Origin of the sequence: Nonomuraea sp. NPDC048881 (genome assembly GCF_040649795.1) — a bacterium.
Lineage (GTDB): Bacteria > Actinomycetota > Actinomycetes > Streptosporangiales > Streptosporangiaceae > Nonomuraea.
On record NZ_JBEZGC010000013.1, the window covers coordinates 97,875 to 112,684 of the forward strand.

General features: G+C 71.7%; 11 protein-coding genes and 3 pseudogenes. 6 read left to right on the plus strand and 8 right to left on the minus strand.

What is annotated here, in order from left to right; translation table 11 throughout:
- Window positions 1-16: 16 nt before the first annotated feature.
- Window positions 17-904: a carbohydrate ABC transporter permease gene (locus AB0C33_RS36340; RefSeq protein ID WP_358295910.1), complete on the minus strand. Its 888-nt coding sequence runs from the start codon at window positions 902-904 to the stop codon at window positions 17-19.
- Entirely contained in the window at window positions 891-1,871 is a 981-nt protein-coding gene (locus AB0C33_RS36345; protein WP_358295912.1) for an ABC transporter permease subunit, read from the minus strand. Before AB0C33_RS36345 ends, AB0C33_RS36340 begins: the two co-directional genes overlap by 14 nt.
- A 189-nt stretch (window positions 1,872-2,060) precedes the next feature.
- Here AB0C33_RS36345 and AB0C33_RS36350 point away from each other — a divergent pair, with 189 nt between their 5' ends.
- From AB0C33_RS36350 to AB0C33_RS36375, 6 genes are all read left to right on the plus strand, one after another.
- Window positions 2,061-3,080 carry a hydroxyacid dehydrogenase gene (locus AB0C33_RS36350; protein WP_358295915.1) on the plus strand — a complete coding sequence of 340 codons (1,020 nt, stop codon included), beginning with the start codon at window positions 2,061-2,063 and terminating at the stop codon, window positions 3,078-3,080.
- A complete protein-coding gene (locus AB0C33_RS36355; RefSeq protein ID WP_358295918.1) occupies window positions 3,077-4,156 on the plus strand; it encodes a LacI family DNA-binding transcriptional regulator in 1,080 nt (359 codons plus the stop codon). The genes AB0C33_RS36350 and AB0C33_RS36355 overlap by 4 nt, the downstream gene beginning before the upstream one ends.
- Before the next feature lie 112 nt (window positions 4,157-4,268).
- On the plus strand, window positions 4,269-5,603 hold the full coding sequence (locus AB0C33_RS36360) for a M60 family metallopeptidase (protein WP_358295921.1): 1,335 nt from the start codon (window positions 4,269-4,271) through the stop codon (window positions 5,601-5,603).
- A gap of 276 nt (window positions 5,604-5,879) precedes the next feature.
- Window positions 5,880-7,265 (plus strand): M60 family metallopeptidase, encoded by a 1,386-nt coding sequence (locus AB0C33_RS36365; RefSeq protein ID WP_358295924.1) that lies wholly within the window; start codon window positions 5,880-5,882, stop codon window positions 7,263-7,265.
- On the plus strand, window positions 7,262-9,619 hold the full coding sequence (locus AB0C33_RS36370; protein WP_358295926.1) for a polysaccharide lyase 8 family protein: 2,358 nt from the start codon (window positions 7,262-7,264) through the stop codon (window positions 9,617-9,619). Before AB0C33_RS36365 ends, AB0C33_RS36370 begins: the two co-directional genes overlap by 4 nt.
- Window positions 9,620-9,622: 3 nt before the next feature.
- Window positions 9,623-11,542, plus strand: coding sequence for a DUF2264 domain-containing protein (locus tag AB0C33_RS36375; protein WP_358295928.1), 1,920 nt, complete (start codon window positions 9,623-9,625; stop codon window positions 11,540-11,542).
- Window positions 11,543-12,336: 794 nt separating this feature from the next.
- On the opposite strand, the gene AB0C33_RS36380 is transcribed toward AB0C33_RS36375, so the two are convergent.
- From AB0C33_RS36380 to AB0C33_RS36405, 6 genes and pseudogenes are all read right to left on the minus strand, one after another.
- Window positions 12,337-12,561 (minus strand): hypothetical protein, encoded by a 225-nt coding sequence (locus AB0C33_RS36380; protein ID WP_358295930.1) that lies wholly within the window; start codon window positions 12,559-12,561, stop codon window positions 12,337-12,339.
- Window positions 12,561-12,689, minus strand: a complete 129-nt coding sequence (locus AB0C33_RS36385; protein ID WP_358295932.1) for a hypothetical protein — start codon at window positions 12,687-12,689, stop codon at window positions 12,561-12,563. The genes AB0C33_RS36380 and AB0C33_RS36385 overlap by 1 nt, the downstream gene beginning before the upstream one ends.
- Window positions 12,686-13,153, minus strand: a pseudogene (locus tag AB0C33_RS36390) (transposase); the annotation flags it as partial. The pseudogene AB0C33_RS36390 and the gene AB0C33_RS36385, both read right to left, overlap by 4 nt.
- A gap of 81 nt (window positions 13,154-13,234) precedes the next feature.
- A pseudogene (locus AB0C33_RS36395) lies at window positions 13,235-13,348 on the minus strand (SDR family oxidoreductase); the annotation flags it as partial.
- A 38-nt stretch (window positions 13,349-13,386) separates the two neighbouring features.
- A complete protein-coding gene (locus AB0C33_RS36400; RefSeq protein ID WP_358295934.1) occupies window positions 13,387-13,977 on the minus strand; it encodes a hypothetical protein in 591 nt (196 codons plus the stop codon).
- Window positions 13,978-14,622: 645 nt separating this feature from the next.
- Window positions 14,623-14,783: pseudogene (locus AB0C33_RS36405) on the minus strand (IS3 family transposase); the annotation flags it as partial.
- Window positions 14,784-14,810 lie beyond the last annotated feature (27 nt).

A 14,810-nucleotide genomic window follows, 5' to 3' on the forward strand; every position in this document is an offset into this window, starting at 1 on the left:
TTGGGGGGTTGGGGGGTCAGCCTTTGACGGCGCCGGTGAGCACGCCCTTGGTGAAGTAGCGCTGCAGGAAGGGGTAGACGAGCAGGATGGGCACGATCGCCACCACGAGCACGGCCATCTGGACCGCCTGCACGGGCGCCGGCGCCTCGGCGGCCGTCACGGTCTCCATCGAACGGCCCTGCAGGACGAACGTGCGCAGGATCAGCGGGAGCGGGAACTTGTCGGAGTCGTCGAGGTAGAGCAGGGCGTTGAAGAAGGCGTTCCAGTAGCCGACGGCGTAGAACAGCGAGATCACCGCGAGCACCGCCTTCGACAGCGGCAGCACGATCCTGACGAGGATGCCGAAGTCGCCCGCGCCGTCGATGCGGGCGCTCTCCAGCAGCTCGCGCGGCAGCCCCATGAAGAACGAGCGCAGCACGACCAGGTTGAACGCGCTCACCAGGCTCGGCAGGATCAGCGCGCCGAACGAGTCGATCAGGCCGACCTGCTTGACCAGCAGGAAGTTGGCGATCAGGCCCGGGTTGAAGAGCATGGTCAGCAGGGCGACCATCAGGATCCAGCGCGAGCCGGTCACCTCGCGGCGGCTCAGCCCGTACGCCATGCCGATGGTGGCGAGCATGCTGGCGAGCGTGCCGACGGCCGTCACCAGCACGCTGACCAGCAGCGCCCGCGTCACCACCCCGCCGCTGAGGATCGTCGAGTACGCCGCCAGGCTCGGCGTGGACGGGACCAGCACGAACCCGCCCGCCCGCGCGATGTCGGACTCGGCCGACAGGCTGGTGCCGATGACACCGACGAAGGGGTAGGCCACCAGCAGGACGACCGCGGTGAGGATCGCGCCCTTGAGGATCAGGCCGGGCGTGGAGGGCCGCTCCATCCAGGTCGGCCGGCTACTTGTCGCCACCGCGGTACACCCCCTCGTGGCCGAACAGGTGGGCCACCTTGTTCGCGCCGAGCACCATCGCGGTGCCGACGATGGTCTTGACCAGGCCGACCGCGGCCGCGGGCCCCCACTGGCCGTCCTTGACGCCGTTGAAGTAGACGAACGTGTCCAGCACCTCGCCCGCCTCGGGGCCGACGTTGTCGCGTTGGAGCAGGATCTGCTCGAAGCCGACGGACAGGATGCTGCCGAGGTTGAGTATCAGCAGCAGGATGATGATCGGCGTGATGCCGGGCAGCGTGACGTGCCACAGGCGGCGCCAGCGGCCCGCGCCGTCCATGGCGGCGGCCTCGTACAGGTCCTGGTTGATGGCGAGCAGGGCGGCGAGGAAGATGATCGTCGCCCAGCCGGCGTCCTTCCAGATCACCTGCAACGTCACCAGCAGCGGGAAGACGTCGGGGTCGGTCATCATGTCGTAGCGCGGCAGGCCGGCGCTCTGCAGGAAGTTCGGCAGCGCGCCCGCGCCGCCGAGGATCTGCTGGAACACCGAGACGATGATCACCCAGCCGATGAAGTGCGGCAGGTAGACCACGCTCTGCACGAACCTGCGCACCCTGTCGCTGACCACGCTGTTGAGCAGCAGTGCGAGGGCGATCGGTGCGGGGAAGAAGAGCACGAGCTGGGTGAGGGTGATCTTGAGGGTGTTGCCGAGGGCGTTCCAGACGCCGGGGTCGCCGAAGACGGTGGCGAAGTTCCGCAGCCCCACCCAGGCGCTGTCGATGAAGCCGATGTAGGGCTGGTAGTCCTTGAACGCGACCACGTAGCCGAACAGCGGCCCGTAGTGGAAGACCAGGAAATAGATCAGCCCGGGCAGCGTCAGCAGGAGCATCACCCGGTCGCGCCGGAGGCGCCGCCACAGCGAGAGCCTGCGCGGCCTCTCGCCGGACGGCGACGCTGTCCCGGCACGGGGGGCGTCGAGGGTAGCGGTCATGCGCTGGGTCCTTCCGGTTGGCGAGGAAGCTAGTAAGCGCTTTCATACTTCGTCAAGCCCCTGGGCGGAAGTCGTGCCGTTCTTGGCCCGCATCCTTGACCTTTACGCAGGTGAAGCCCTAGCGTGCCGCAGCAGTGCGTAGAACGCGCTTACTATCGGGAGATGGACGTGGGCAGACAAGAGGCGCCGGTGAGACCTCCGCACACCCGGCCGAGACCGCGCGCCGTGCTGGCGATGGCGCCTGGGGTGCGCGAGGAGGTGTTCGGGCACGAGGCCCTGCGCCGCCTCGGTGAGCTGACCGAGCTCCACGACCAGGTGCTGCACGAGGTCAGCTCGCCGGACGCCCTGCGCGCGCTGGCCGGGGCCGAGGTCCTGGTGACCGGCTGGGGCTGCCCGAAGATCGACGCCGGGCTGCTCGATCGCGCCCCCGGCCTGCGCCTCGTCGCGCACGCGGCGGGCACGGTCAAGACCTTCCTCGACCCGGCCGTCCTCGAACGCGGCGTCCGGGTCTGCAGCGCGGCCGACGCCAACGCGGTGCCCGTCGCCGAGTTCACCTTCGCCGCCATCGTCTTCGGCGCCAAGCGGGCCTTCACCCTGGCCCGCCGCTACCGGGAGCGCGGCACCCGGCGCGACTTCTCCGGCCTGCCCTGGCTCGGCACCCGCGGCGTCACGGTCGGCCTGGTCGGGCTGTCCAGGATCGGCCGGCGCGTCATGGGGCTGCTCGGCGGCCTCGACGCCGACGTGCTGGTCTACGACCCGTACGCCGACCCCGCCGGGATCGCCGAGCTCGGCGGCACGGCCGTCGACCTCGACACCCTGGTCAGACGGTCGCACGTGGTCAGCCTGCACGCCCCCGAGACCCGCGAGACCCGCCGCATGCTCGACGCCAGGCGGCTGTCGATGCTCCGCGACGGCGCCGTCGTCGTCAACACCGCCCGCGGCGGCCTGGTCGACACCGACGCGCTGGTCAAGGAGGTACGCAGCGGCCGGCTCGACGCGATACTTGACGTCAGCGACCCCGAGCCGCTCCCAGCCGGCCATCCGCTGTTCGACCTGCCCAACGCGTTCGTGACCCCCCATCTGGCGGGCGCGCAGGGCAACGAGCTCGGCAGGCTGGCCGAGTCCACGCTCGGGGAGATCGCCCGTTACGCCGCCGGGCTGCCGCTGCTGCACGAGATCGATCGCGGCGAGCTCGACCGAATGGCATGATCGACAGCGAGGAGGTGCCGGTGACCGAGCCGAGCCTGGCGACGATGGCCGACGTGGCGAAACGCGCGGGCGTCTCCAGCGCGACCGTGTCCCGGGTGATCAACGGCAACTACCCGGTCTCGGCGGTCACGCGCCAGCGGGTCGAGCGGGCCATCGCCGAGCTGGGCTACGTCGCCAACGCCCACGCCCGCGCCCTGGCCGGAGCCACCAACAGGACCGTCGGGATCATCATCAACGACGTGATCGACCCCTTCTACGCCTACATCGCCCGGGGCGTCGAGCGCGAGGCCACCAGGCACGGCCGCCTGTGCATGGTCTGCTGCACCCACGGCAGCCACGAGAAGGAGCTCGCGCTCATCGACCTGCTGCACGAGCAGCGGGCCGACGCCGTCATCCTGGTCGGCGGCGCCTACGAGGACCGCGCCTACGCCGCCCAGGTCGCCCGCCGGGCACGCGCGCTGCACGCCAGCGGCTCCACGCTGGTGCTGTGCGGCCGGCCGTCGCTCGGCGACGACGTGCCGACCCGGGTCGTCGAGTACGACAACGAGGGCGGCGCCTTCGCGATCACGGACCACCTCATCACGCAGGGGCACCGGAAGATCGTCTTCCTGGGCGGGCCGCCGAGCCTGTCCACGACCGTCGCGCGGCTCGCCGGGCACCGGCGCGCGCTCGCCTTCCGCGGCCTGCCCTACGACAAAGGGCTGATCCACCTCGGGCAGCTCAACCGCAGGTTCGGCTACGACAGGATCCGCGCGCTGCTGGCCGACAAGCTCGACTTCACGGCGCTGTTCTGCGCCAACGACACGGTCGCGGCGGGCGCGATGCAGGGGCTGGAGCTCGCGGGCGTGCCGGTGCCGGAGGCGGTCTCGGTGGTGGGCTACGACGACGTGCCGATCGCGCAGGAGCTGCGGCCGCAGCTGACGACCGTGCGCATCCCGCTGGAGGAGCTGGGCCGCCAGGCCGTGCGCCTCGGCCTAGACGTCGGGGACGACGACGACTACCTCTCGCCCGTGCAGACGATGGCCAAGGTCGGCACGAGCATCGTGGTCAGGGCCTCGGTCGCGCCGCTGCCGTAGGAAGCGCTTACTGATCATGGCTCTGGATTGCGGCGTGGAGCAGGGATAGAAAGCCGCAGAAAGATCTAGTAAGCCCTTGACCGGCATAGTAAGCGCTTACACAATCCCTGCCATGACCCCCCTCACACGCAGAACCTTCCTCGGCACCTCCATCGGCGCGGCCGGAGCGGTGACGGGCGCGGCCCTGCTCGGCTCCCGCCCGGCCCTGGCGCGCACGGTTCTGGCGCGCACGGCCGGCCAGGAGGCGCGGCACACCGTGACACTCAGGGCCAGGCCCGCGGCCGAGGGCGAACGCCTCCGGCTCCAGCAGGCGCTCAGGACCACCGAGTTCCACCCCACCCGCGTCCACCTGCCCGCCGGCACCCCGATGGCCGTCGAGGTGACCGCCCCCGACGGGGTGCTGCCCACCCTGTACGTCGGCGCACCCGACACCCACGCCGACGTCGCGTACAAGAACCCGCGCGCCTACCGGCTCACCGAGGGCGTCACCACCGTGACCGACCCCGGCGGCGGGCTCGTCTACCTGGCGCTGACCGGTGACGGGCAGCGCGCCAGGGTCAAGTTCCTGTCGGGCGGGGTGCGCGTGCCGACGTTCACACTGGGGGAGAGCACCGAGGCCGAGTTCCAGTCCCAGCTCGACACGCTGACCGCCGCACCGCAGGCCGAGCTGGTCTCGCCGCACGCCATCGTCACGATCACCCGCGACGGCATGCTCGCCTGGCGCGACCAGGACCACGGGGAACTGCTCCGGCTCCTGGAGACGATCATCGCCTCGCACGCCGCGATCTCCGGCCTGTCCGCCGCCGGACGTTCCCCGCTGCCCTTCCACCTCGTCGAGGCCCCGCGCATGCCCACGGGCGCCGGCGCGTACGCCACCCACGGCTGGACCGCCTACCCGCGCACCTACCTCGACCGGCTCATCGCCGTGGACGGGCTGCGCACCCGGGGCTGGGGCGTCTACCACGAGCTCGGGCACCAGCACCAGCAGATGGCCTACAAGCCGGAGGACCTGACCGAGGTGACGGTCAACGTCTACGCGCTGGCCGCGCAGCGCACGCTGGCGCAGCCGTCCAACCTCACCAGGCCAGACGCCAGGACGGGGCTCACGCCGTACCAGAGCGCGCTGGCCAAGCTGCCCGCGGCCGACTTCCGCAGGCTGGGGGCCTACGAGAAGCTCGTGCCGTTCCGGCAGCTCGAACTGGCCTTCGGCGAGGACTTCCACCCGCGCCTGCACCAGCTGGTCCGCGAGGAACGCCCGGCCTCCGACTACACCGAGTCCGCCAAGCGGTGGGGCAACCTCGCGATCTACACCTCGCGGATCGCGGGGGCCGACCTGTCGGGCTTCTGGACCCGCTGGGGCGCGCCGCTGACCGCCGAGTACCTGGCCCGGGTCGCCGCCCTCGGCCTCCCGGCCCCCGCCGCCGACCCCTCGACGCTCACCGACTAGGAGCCCCCCATGCCCCCTGCCCGCCCCACCCCCACACCCCCTGACGGGACCTCCGCCCGTCCCGCCTCGCCGTCCTTCGACGGGGGTTCCGCTCGCCCTGCCCCGGCGCCCCTTGACCGGGCCTGCGCCGGTCCCGTCGCTGCGTCCCTCGACGGGACGCCCGCTCGCCTCGCCCCGGCGACCCCCGATGGCACGTCCGCCCGTCCTGCCCCGGCGGCCCCCGGGCGGGCTTCCGGCCCGTTCCCCGATGGGGGGCTTTCTCGCAGGAGGGTGGTCGTGGGGTTGGCCGCGGCCGGGGGTGTGGCGTTGTCGGGCGCCCCCCGGGTCGCGGCCGCCGAGGTGCGGCGGGTCGCGGTGCCCGGGGCGCGCAGGGCCGTGGTGCTGCGGGGGCGGCCGGCGGCGGAGGCGGAACGGCTGCGCATGCAGACCGTCTACCGTACGACCGAGTTCGTGCCGACCGGCCTGTACCTGCCGCCCGGACGCCCCCTCACCCTTGAGGTACGCGCCCCCGACGGCCCCCGGCCCACCCTGCACGTCGGCGCCCCCGACACCAACCCCGACACCGCCTACCGGTACCCGCGCGCCCACCCGCTCACCGAGGGCGTCAACACGGTCACCGACGCGGGCGGCGGCATGGTGTATCTGTCGTTCACCGGTGACCGCAGGGCGAACGCGGTCGTGCGGTTCGGGCCGGAGGGCGTCCCGGCGCCGACGTACGTGCTGGCGCCGAGCAGCGGCTGCGGCGACCCGGCGCCGGCGACGCGGGCGGCGTGGCAGGGGCGCCCGGCCTTCGCCGCGCCCGTGTTCGCGCCCGAGGGCACCACGGAGGCCGAGTTCCAGGCGCAGGTGGACGCGTTCACCCAGGCGCCCTTCGTCGAGCTCGTCTCGCCGCAGATGATCGTGACCGTCCGGCGCGAGACCTTCCTCCAGGTGCGAGACCAGGACCACGCCCAGCTCATGACCCTGCTGGAGCAGGTCGAGGACGTCGAGGCGGCGATCTCCGGCCTGGACGGCTCCGCCCCGCTGCACGCCCCGACCCCGCTCGGCCGGCACCTGGTCAACGTACGCCCCGAATACGGCCCCAAGTCCACCGCGTACGCCACCCACGCCTACACCGCCTACTACGACGCGTACGCCACGACCCGCCTGCTCCTGCCCGACAAGGTGCGGACCACCGGCTGGGGCGTCTACCACGAGCTCGGCCACCAGCACCAGCAGATGGCCTGGCGGCCGGGCGAGCTCACCGAGGTCACGGTCAACATCTACAGCCTGGCCGTGCAGCGGCACTTCGGCATGCCGTCCAACCTGGTGACCAACAACGCCTACGAGACGGCGCTCGCCAAGCTGCCGGTCGCCGACTACGCCGGGCTCGGGGCGTTCGAGAAGCTGGTGCCGTTCCGGCAGCTCGAACTCGGGTTCGGCGACGACTTCTACCCTCGGGTGCACCGGCTGGTCAGGGAGGAGACGCCGCCGTCGTCCTCGGGGGACTCGGCGCGGCGCTTCACGCTGATGGCCATGTACTTCAGCCGCGTCGCCGGACGCGACCTCTCCGGGTTCCTGCGCGCGTGGGCGTTCCCGATCCCGGAGAGCGGGTACGCCGAACTGGCCGCGCTCGGCCTGCCCGCGCCGGACGCCGACCTGACCCGGCTGAGCGAGCGATGACCAGCCGCCGCGCCTTCCTCGGCGCCGTCGCCGCCGCGCCCCTGCTCACCGCGACCCCGGCCCGGGCCGGAACCATCCGCCGCACAGCGGCCTCGGGGGCGGACGTACCGGCGGGTCCCGCCGACTTCGCCGGGCTCCGGGCCAAGGCGGCCGAGCTGATCACGGGCGGCGACCTCGACCCCCGCGACCCGGCCTTCGCCGCGCCGCTGGCCCGCCTGGACGCGGCCGCCTCGGCGTACCGGACGTCGATGAACCTGGCTCCCGGACGTACGCACCTGTGGCCGGACCTCCCGCTGACCGGCGTGTCCGGCGACATCGCGACCAGCCACCAGCGCCTGCGCGCGCTCGCCACCGCCTGGGCGAGCCGCGGCTCGGCCCTGTACGCCGACGAGACCCTGGCCGCGCAGATCATCGGCGGCCTCGACTTCCTCTACGAGCGCGCCTACAACGAGGGCGCGCGCGAGACCGGCAACTGGTGGCACTGGGAGATCGGCGCCCCGCGCGCGCTGATGGACACCTGCGTGCTCATGCACGACGCCGTCGACGCGGGACGGCGGGCAGCCTGGATCCGCGCCGTGGACCGCTTCTGCCCGAACCCCGACCGCCGGACGAACCTCACGAACTTCGCCGAGACCGGCGCGAACCGGGCCGACAAGGCGCTCATCGTGGCCCTGCGCGGCATCGTCGGCGAGAGCTCGGACAAGATCGCGCTCGCCCGCGACGGCCTGTCCGACCGGCGCGACGCCGGCAAGCACACCCTGTTCGGCTACGTCACCTCCGGCGACGGCTACTACGCCGACGGCTCGTTCGTCCAGCACGACGTCGTGGCCTACACCGGCTCGTACGGCGTCGTCCTGCTCCAGTCGGTGAGCGCGATCCTCGGCCTGCTCGGCGGGAGCGCCTGGCAGGTGGACGACCCGGCGGTGCGGGTCGTGCTGGACGCGGTGGAGCGCACGTATGCGCCGTGGATCCACGACGGACTGATGATGGACAGTGTGCGCGGGCGGGCGGTGTCGCGGCAGTTCAACCGGGACCACGACTCGGGCCGTGACACCGTGGACGCGATCCTGCGCCTGGCGGCCGGCGCGGGGGAGCCGTACGCGGCGCGGTTCCGCGGGCTGGCCAAGGGGTGGATCGCGCGCGGCCGGTTCCTGGAGGGCGCGGACGTCGCGGCCACCGCGAGGGCCGTCGCCGTGCTCGCCGACGACGCGGTCGCCGCCGCGTCCCGGCCGAGCGGCCACCACGTGTTCGCCGACATGGACCGCGTCGTGCACCGCCGCCCCGGCTGGTCGTACGCGATCAGCCTGTCGTCGAGGCGGATCGCCCTGTACGAGTGCGGCAACGGCGAGAACTACCGGGCCTGGTACCAGGGCGACGGCGCGACGTACCTCTACCTCGACGCCGGCCACTACAGCGACGGCTACTGGCCCACGGTCGACTCCCACCGGCTCGCCGGGACCACCGTCGACACCCGCCCGCGCGACCCGGCCGTCTCCTCCGGCGGCACCGGCACGTTCCGCCCGAAGAACGCCTGGGCGGGCGGCGTCACCGCGGACGGGTACGGCGTCGCCGCGCTCGACCTGATGGCCGTGGGGACCACGCTCACCGCCCGCAAGACCTGGGTGTGCCTCGACGACGCCGTCGTCTGTCTCGGCGCCGGGATCACCAGCGCCGACGGCCGCGTGATCGAGACGGTCGTGGAGAACCGGCGCACCTCCGCCCCGCTCACCACCGGCGACGGCTGGGCGCACCTCGAAGGCGTCGCCGGGTACGTCTTCCCCTCCGGCCACCGGCCGCGCTCGCTCACCGAGCGCCGTGCCGACACCTGGCGGTCGATCAACGACGGCGCGAGCACGCAGGGCACGGACGCCACCGTGACCTGCGACTACACCACCCTCTGGCTCGACCACGGGATCAGCCCGTCCGGCGCGGACTACGCCTGGGTCCTGCTCCCGGGCGCCACACCCGACCGGACGCGCGACTTCGACCGCGTCGAGATCCTGGCCAACACCCCGACCGCGCAGGCGGTGCGCGCGCACGGCCGCTCGGCGGGCGGCGGCGAGCTGTTCGCGGCCACGTTCTGGGCGGCGGGGGAGGCGGGCGGAGTGTCGGCCTCGGCTCCCTGCGCGGTCCTGGTCCGGCGGGCGGCGGGACGGACGACCGTGGCGGTCTCCGACCCGGGGCGTACCGTGGCGGCGGTGACGCTCGTGCTTCCCCATCCCGCGCACGCCCTGGTCAGGGCCGACGACACCGTCTCGGTCACGACGGGCGAGCGGCCCTCCGTCACCGTCGATCTGGCCGGCTCCCGCGGCCGGTCCCACACCGCCGTGCTCGCCGTCGGCAAGAAAGGCTGAACGTTGATCCCTCCGTACCTGTCGCTGCCGCCGACCGACCGCGTGCTCTCCTCGCGCACCGGCTGGACCCGCGCGCACTGGGAGGCTCTCGCCGACCGGCTGCTCGGGGCGGTGACGCCGTACGCCTCCCCAGGTTTCGCGCAGATCCGGCTTCCGGGCCGGGCGAGCTGGTCGGGCGTGGCGCTCGACGGGCTGGAGGGGTTCGCGCGCACGTTCCTGCTCGCCGCGTTCCGCCTCGCGGGCGCGGCGGGCGACGTCCCCGACCTCGCCGAGCGGTACGCCAGGGGCCTCGCGGCGGGCACCGACCCCGGCAGCGGCGAGGCGTGGCCCGAGCTGACCGACTGCTCGCAGCAGATGGTGGAGGCCGCCTCGATCGCGGTCGCGCTGCACGAGACCCGGCCGTGGCTGTGGGACCGGCTCGACGACGGCGTACGGGACCGGGTCGCCCACTGGCTCGGCGGCTTCGTCGGCAAGCGCACCTGGGACAACAACTGGATGTTGTTCCAGACGGTGACGGAGGAGTTCCTGAAGTCGGTGGGCGGGCCGTACGAGCAGCGGGAGATCGACCGCGGTCTTGAACGCATCGAGGACTGGTACGCCGGCGACGGCTGGTACACCGACGGCGGCTCGCGCAACTTCGACTACTACTGCGGCTGGGCTCTGCACCTGTACCCGCTGCTGTGGACGCGCATGTCGGGCGACGCGGAGCGGGCCGGCGTGTACACGAGCCGCCTGCACGAATTCCTCACGACATATCAGCATTTCTTCGGTGCGGACGGCGCGCCCGTTCATCACGGCCGCTCGCTCACCTACCGTTTCGCCGCCCTCGCGCCCGTCTGGCTGGGCGCGCTCACCGGCGCCACCCCGCTCGCGCCGGGCCAGACCAGGAAGCTCGCCTCCTCCGTGGTCCGCCACTTCGCCGAGCGCGGCGTGCCGGGCCCCGACGGGCTGCTCTCCCTCGGCTGGTACGAGCCGTTCCTGCCGGTGACGCAGGCGTACTCGGGGCCCGCGTCGCCGTACTGGGCGTCGAAGGGGTTCCTCGGGCTGCTGCTGCCGCCGGACCACCCGGTGTGGACCGAGCGCGAGCAGCCGCTGCCCATCGACGAGCACGACGTCGTCGCGGCCGTCCCCGCCGCCGGGCTGCTCCTGCACGGCACCCGGCACGACGGGATCGTCCGCCTGCTCAACCACGGCAGCGACCACGGCGCGCCGCCCGACGACCCGCACTACGCCAAGCTCGCCTACTCCACCCGCACCGCCCCCGAGGCAGCCGAGCACGCCTGGGCCCGCGATCTCGACAACCACCTCGCGCTGGTCGCGCCCGGCGGCACCCCCTCGCGCCGTACCGCGATCACGCCGCTGACGTGCGCGGACGCCACCGCCTCCTCCTCCCATCGGACCGCGGGCGGCGCGCTCGTCACCAGCACCTCGGTCGTCCGCGGCCCCTGGGAGCTCCGCGTCCACGAGATCGCCGGCGGTGAGGGCGGCGGTGAGGGCGGCGGTGAGGGCGGCGGTGAGGGCGGCGGTGAGGGCGGCGTGCGTGAAGGTGGGTTCGCCGTGGCCGGGGACGTGCCGCCGACCGTGGCGACCGGGCGCGGATGGGCGATGGCGCGCCGCGCGGACGGCCTCACCTCCGCGATCGTCGCCCTGTACGGCTGGCGGCGGGCGAGCGTCGAGCGCGAGGTCGAGTCCAACGCGTTCGGCCCGCACTCTGCCGTCCCGTGCCTGCACGCCGACGAGCCCGGCCTGCACGTCTCGCTGGTCGTGCTCTCCGGCGACGCCGTGCACCCGGCCGCCCTCCGCGACGCGGTCACCGTGGACGTCTCCGCCCGCGAGGTCGTCATCGGCTTCCCCGACGGCACGTCCACGACCTTGACACGGTCTCCTGACCCGGACCCCAGTGCCAGATCCAGAAGCTCCTGAACGCGGTCGGCGCGGCCACCGGAGGCCACGCCGGAGCGGGGAACATCCGCTAGCCCTCCGGTGGGAAGGCCGGCTGGTCTTGACAAGATCACTCCCAACAGGGTCGGGATCGGCGCCTGTGATCGCGGGCGTCGATGACTGTCTCTCTCGTACGAGCGGATGGGGACTGGGGACCCGCTGGGGACCACACGCCCTGTTCATGCCCGCGCGACCTGCAGGCCGACGAATGGCGTGCCAGAAATCGCAGGTCAAAGGCCGTTCTCAAGAAATCGGGAACGGCCTTTCCGCGTTCTCCCGGGGACCATGTGGGGACAGACCTGGTTTCGCATGGCTGCGTGATCATGCAGAGCGCGGGCTGAGGCGCCTGCCGGCAGGCACGATGGTTGCGCTGAGGTGCTTGCGTGGTTGCTGTTGGTGATCGGCTGCCTGGCGAGTTCCGGTACGAACGTGGCCATGGCCGACCCGACTGTGATCGCTCCGTCCAGTGCCGCCTGGCCGTCCTTCACGCTGATTGGGGCGTACGAGATGTGGATGTGCCAGATTCGCCGATCAGTGGTGACGGCTGCGCCCTCGGAAGCACCAGCGGGGATGGTCATCCGAGGGTGAGCAGGCGCTTCGGCGGGCTGCGTCGGTGTCAGCGCCGAGCCGACGTTCGAGGACGGTGATCTGGCGACGCAGGAGTGTCCTTCCTCGAGGCCCACGGAGAGCAACCGCAGTACGGCGAACGCGTTCGTATGGTGAGGCGACCGGGGTTCGGACCGCGGGTCTGCCTTTGATCGCTGTAGTTCACTGGCTCACTGCGGATGCACCGGTCGCTCGATGGCGGCTCGGATCGCGGCGAAGTGCTCATGGGCTCGCGTGGTCATTTCTGCCGTCGCATTGAAGGAGACCACGCCGAATGATGTCCGGTCGGCCCAGGCGCAGAAGTACGTCGTGGTGAGCCAGCACATCGTCTGTCCCTCGTAGGGCCAAGGGTTCAGCGTCTCCGACTTCCTGGCGGTCTTGCCGAACGACGGCATCAACCACTGTTTGAAGATCGCGTCCGGCTGACGGATTTGCTGACCGCGTAGCCTCTCTTCCTCAGGCCCTGGAGGAAGACGGCGAAGCCGTCCTCGACGGTGTCGTCGAACGTGTGACGCAGCGTCATGCCCTCAACGTGATCAGGGAGCAGATTGCCGTGGCGGCACGAACGGCGGGCAGGCTCAGGCGGGCCTCACTGGTCGCTGGTTGGGGTGAGCCGCTGGGTGAGGAGGTGGGCGCGGCCGGCTTGGGGCGGAGCGCAGCAGGCACGAGACCCGCCGTGCTCAGGGCGACGCCCGCAGCGATCCCCAGCGCGAGTAGCGCGGCTCCGGTCAGTACTGAACGGCGACGCTGCGCGTCCTTGCCACCCGCGGCGGGGGCCTCCATGGTCGCTCTCCGATCGCGCGGGAAAGCGATCATTATTGGGCGATATACCAGGATGAACGGCTTGAGCGCTTTGGCGACGGCGTCCCAGTGCTGGTGGGCGGCATACGGGAACGAGGCGCGCAACAAGTGCACCACGCATGTTTGGACCACCGTTCGCGGCCAGACGGTCTCGATGGCCTGCGGAAGGCCCTTGAGCCCGTCGCAACCACCATCAGCGCACCGCCGACGCCGCGGTTCTTGACGACGGTGTCGGGCAGGCCGGCGGCGTCAGAGCCTGGCTCCCGGTGGGGCCGGGGCGTTGACGCGGATGCCGTCGCCGGCCAGTTCCAGCGCCCAGCTGCGGGGGAGTTGTTCGAGGACGGCCTTGGACGCGGCGTAGTGGGCGGCGCCGGGCAGCGGCAAGAACCCGCCCGGCCTGTGGCAGCCCTGCGAGGGCGTCATGGTTTCAAGGGCGGGATCGTCTCGATGATCTCTTCGACGGCTTTGGCGCGCAGCTGCGAGCCGGACAGGCCAGGATGTCTCCGGCCTACAGAGTCCTCCCACACCTTGGCCAGGCCCGGGCGGACCTCCAGCCAGACCAGAGCCATCCCCACCATCTTGGGCCGGAAGTCATCGGGCTCGATCCCCGCAGGATTCACCATCAGGACGGCCTTGTCGAACGCATATATCGCCTCTTTGGCCTTCATCTCCATGGCGCGGATCACCGCCAAGTGCAGCAGCGCCCGCCAGTGCCTGTAGATGCAGGCCTTTTCGATCTCCATGGCCGCGAGGCTCTCCGAACCAGGAGTGGCAAGGCGCCTCTCAGCCTCCTGGTAGTGCTTCTCCCCGTGGGCGGCGTTGTTGAGGCAGACCTCCAGGAGGCGGCGTGCCCCCTGGACCCGCACTTCCCACCGCCGTCGCTTCACGGCCGGATCGACTTCGTCATCGGCCGGCTTGGCTTCGGAGTCACCGGACACCAGCAGGACAAGCAGCAGCACACCCCCGAGGAGCGCCAACACACCAAGCGCCTCGTTCACATCCTCGCCCACCTCATTCACAGTAGAGGCAGGTCCATTCCGTGTGAACCTAATCTCGTAGAGGCAAGCAGGCAAGAAGCCCCCAGCGTCAGAGCCTTGCGCGGATGCAGACGCGCACCTGTCGGTGGCTCTGACGGATGGGCGTCGGTCTGAAACTACGGACGAGCCCATGGGTTCCTCGAGGCGCCTGCGCTCATGGAGCGTCGAGAGCGGCCCTCCGGACTGAAGGAACAGTGCGCCATCGGAATGACACGAGTGGGGGCCTCAGCACGCGAAACTGCCGCTCGGCGACGGCACCATGCAAGGATCGGCTCCTTCACCCCGCGATCAGGGAGGCTTCGGGGGGCAGAGAGATTGGAACGGAATTCGGCGATTACGGGTTCTCCCAGGTCAGTGACTCCGCAGTGCGCTCCTCAGGCGGGCCTCGGCCTGGGCGGGGCTACCGAGGCGTCCAGCGTGCTCGCTCATGGCGGATTCGTAGCGGTTGAGCAGAGCCTCGGCGAGGACGTGCCACGGGGCGAGGAGTTCGTCGGTGAGCTGCTGCCGGCGCTCGCCTGCGGCCTGCTCGGCGAGGGCGGCGATCTCGTTGACGCGTTGGCGTACTGCCGGTAGGAGAACAACATCGCGGGGAAGACCTCGCCGGCGACAGAGCTTCCGGTGATCGTCAACGAACTGAAAGCGGCTCACCAGTTCGTCTCTCCCGCGAAATGCTTGGCCGCCCGGCGCAGGATGTCCCGCTCGGCCTCCAGTTCCCGCACCTTCGTACGCAGCCGCCGGTTCTCATCTTCAAGCCCGGCACCGGAGGCTACTGGGCCGGCATCGGGCACCAGCCGCCCCAGAGGGCC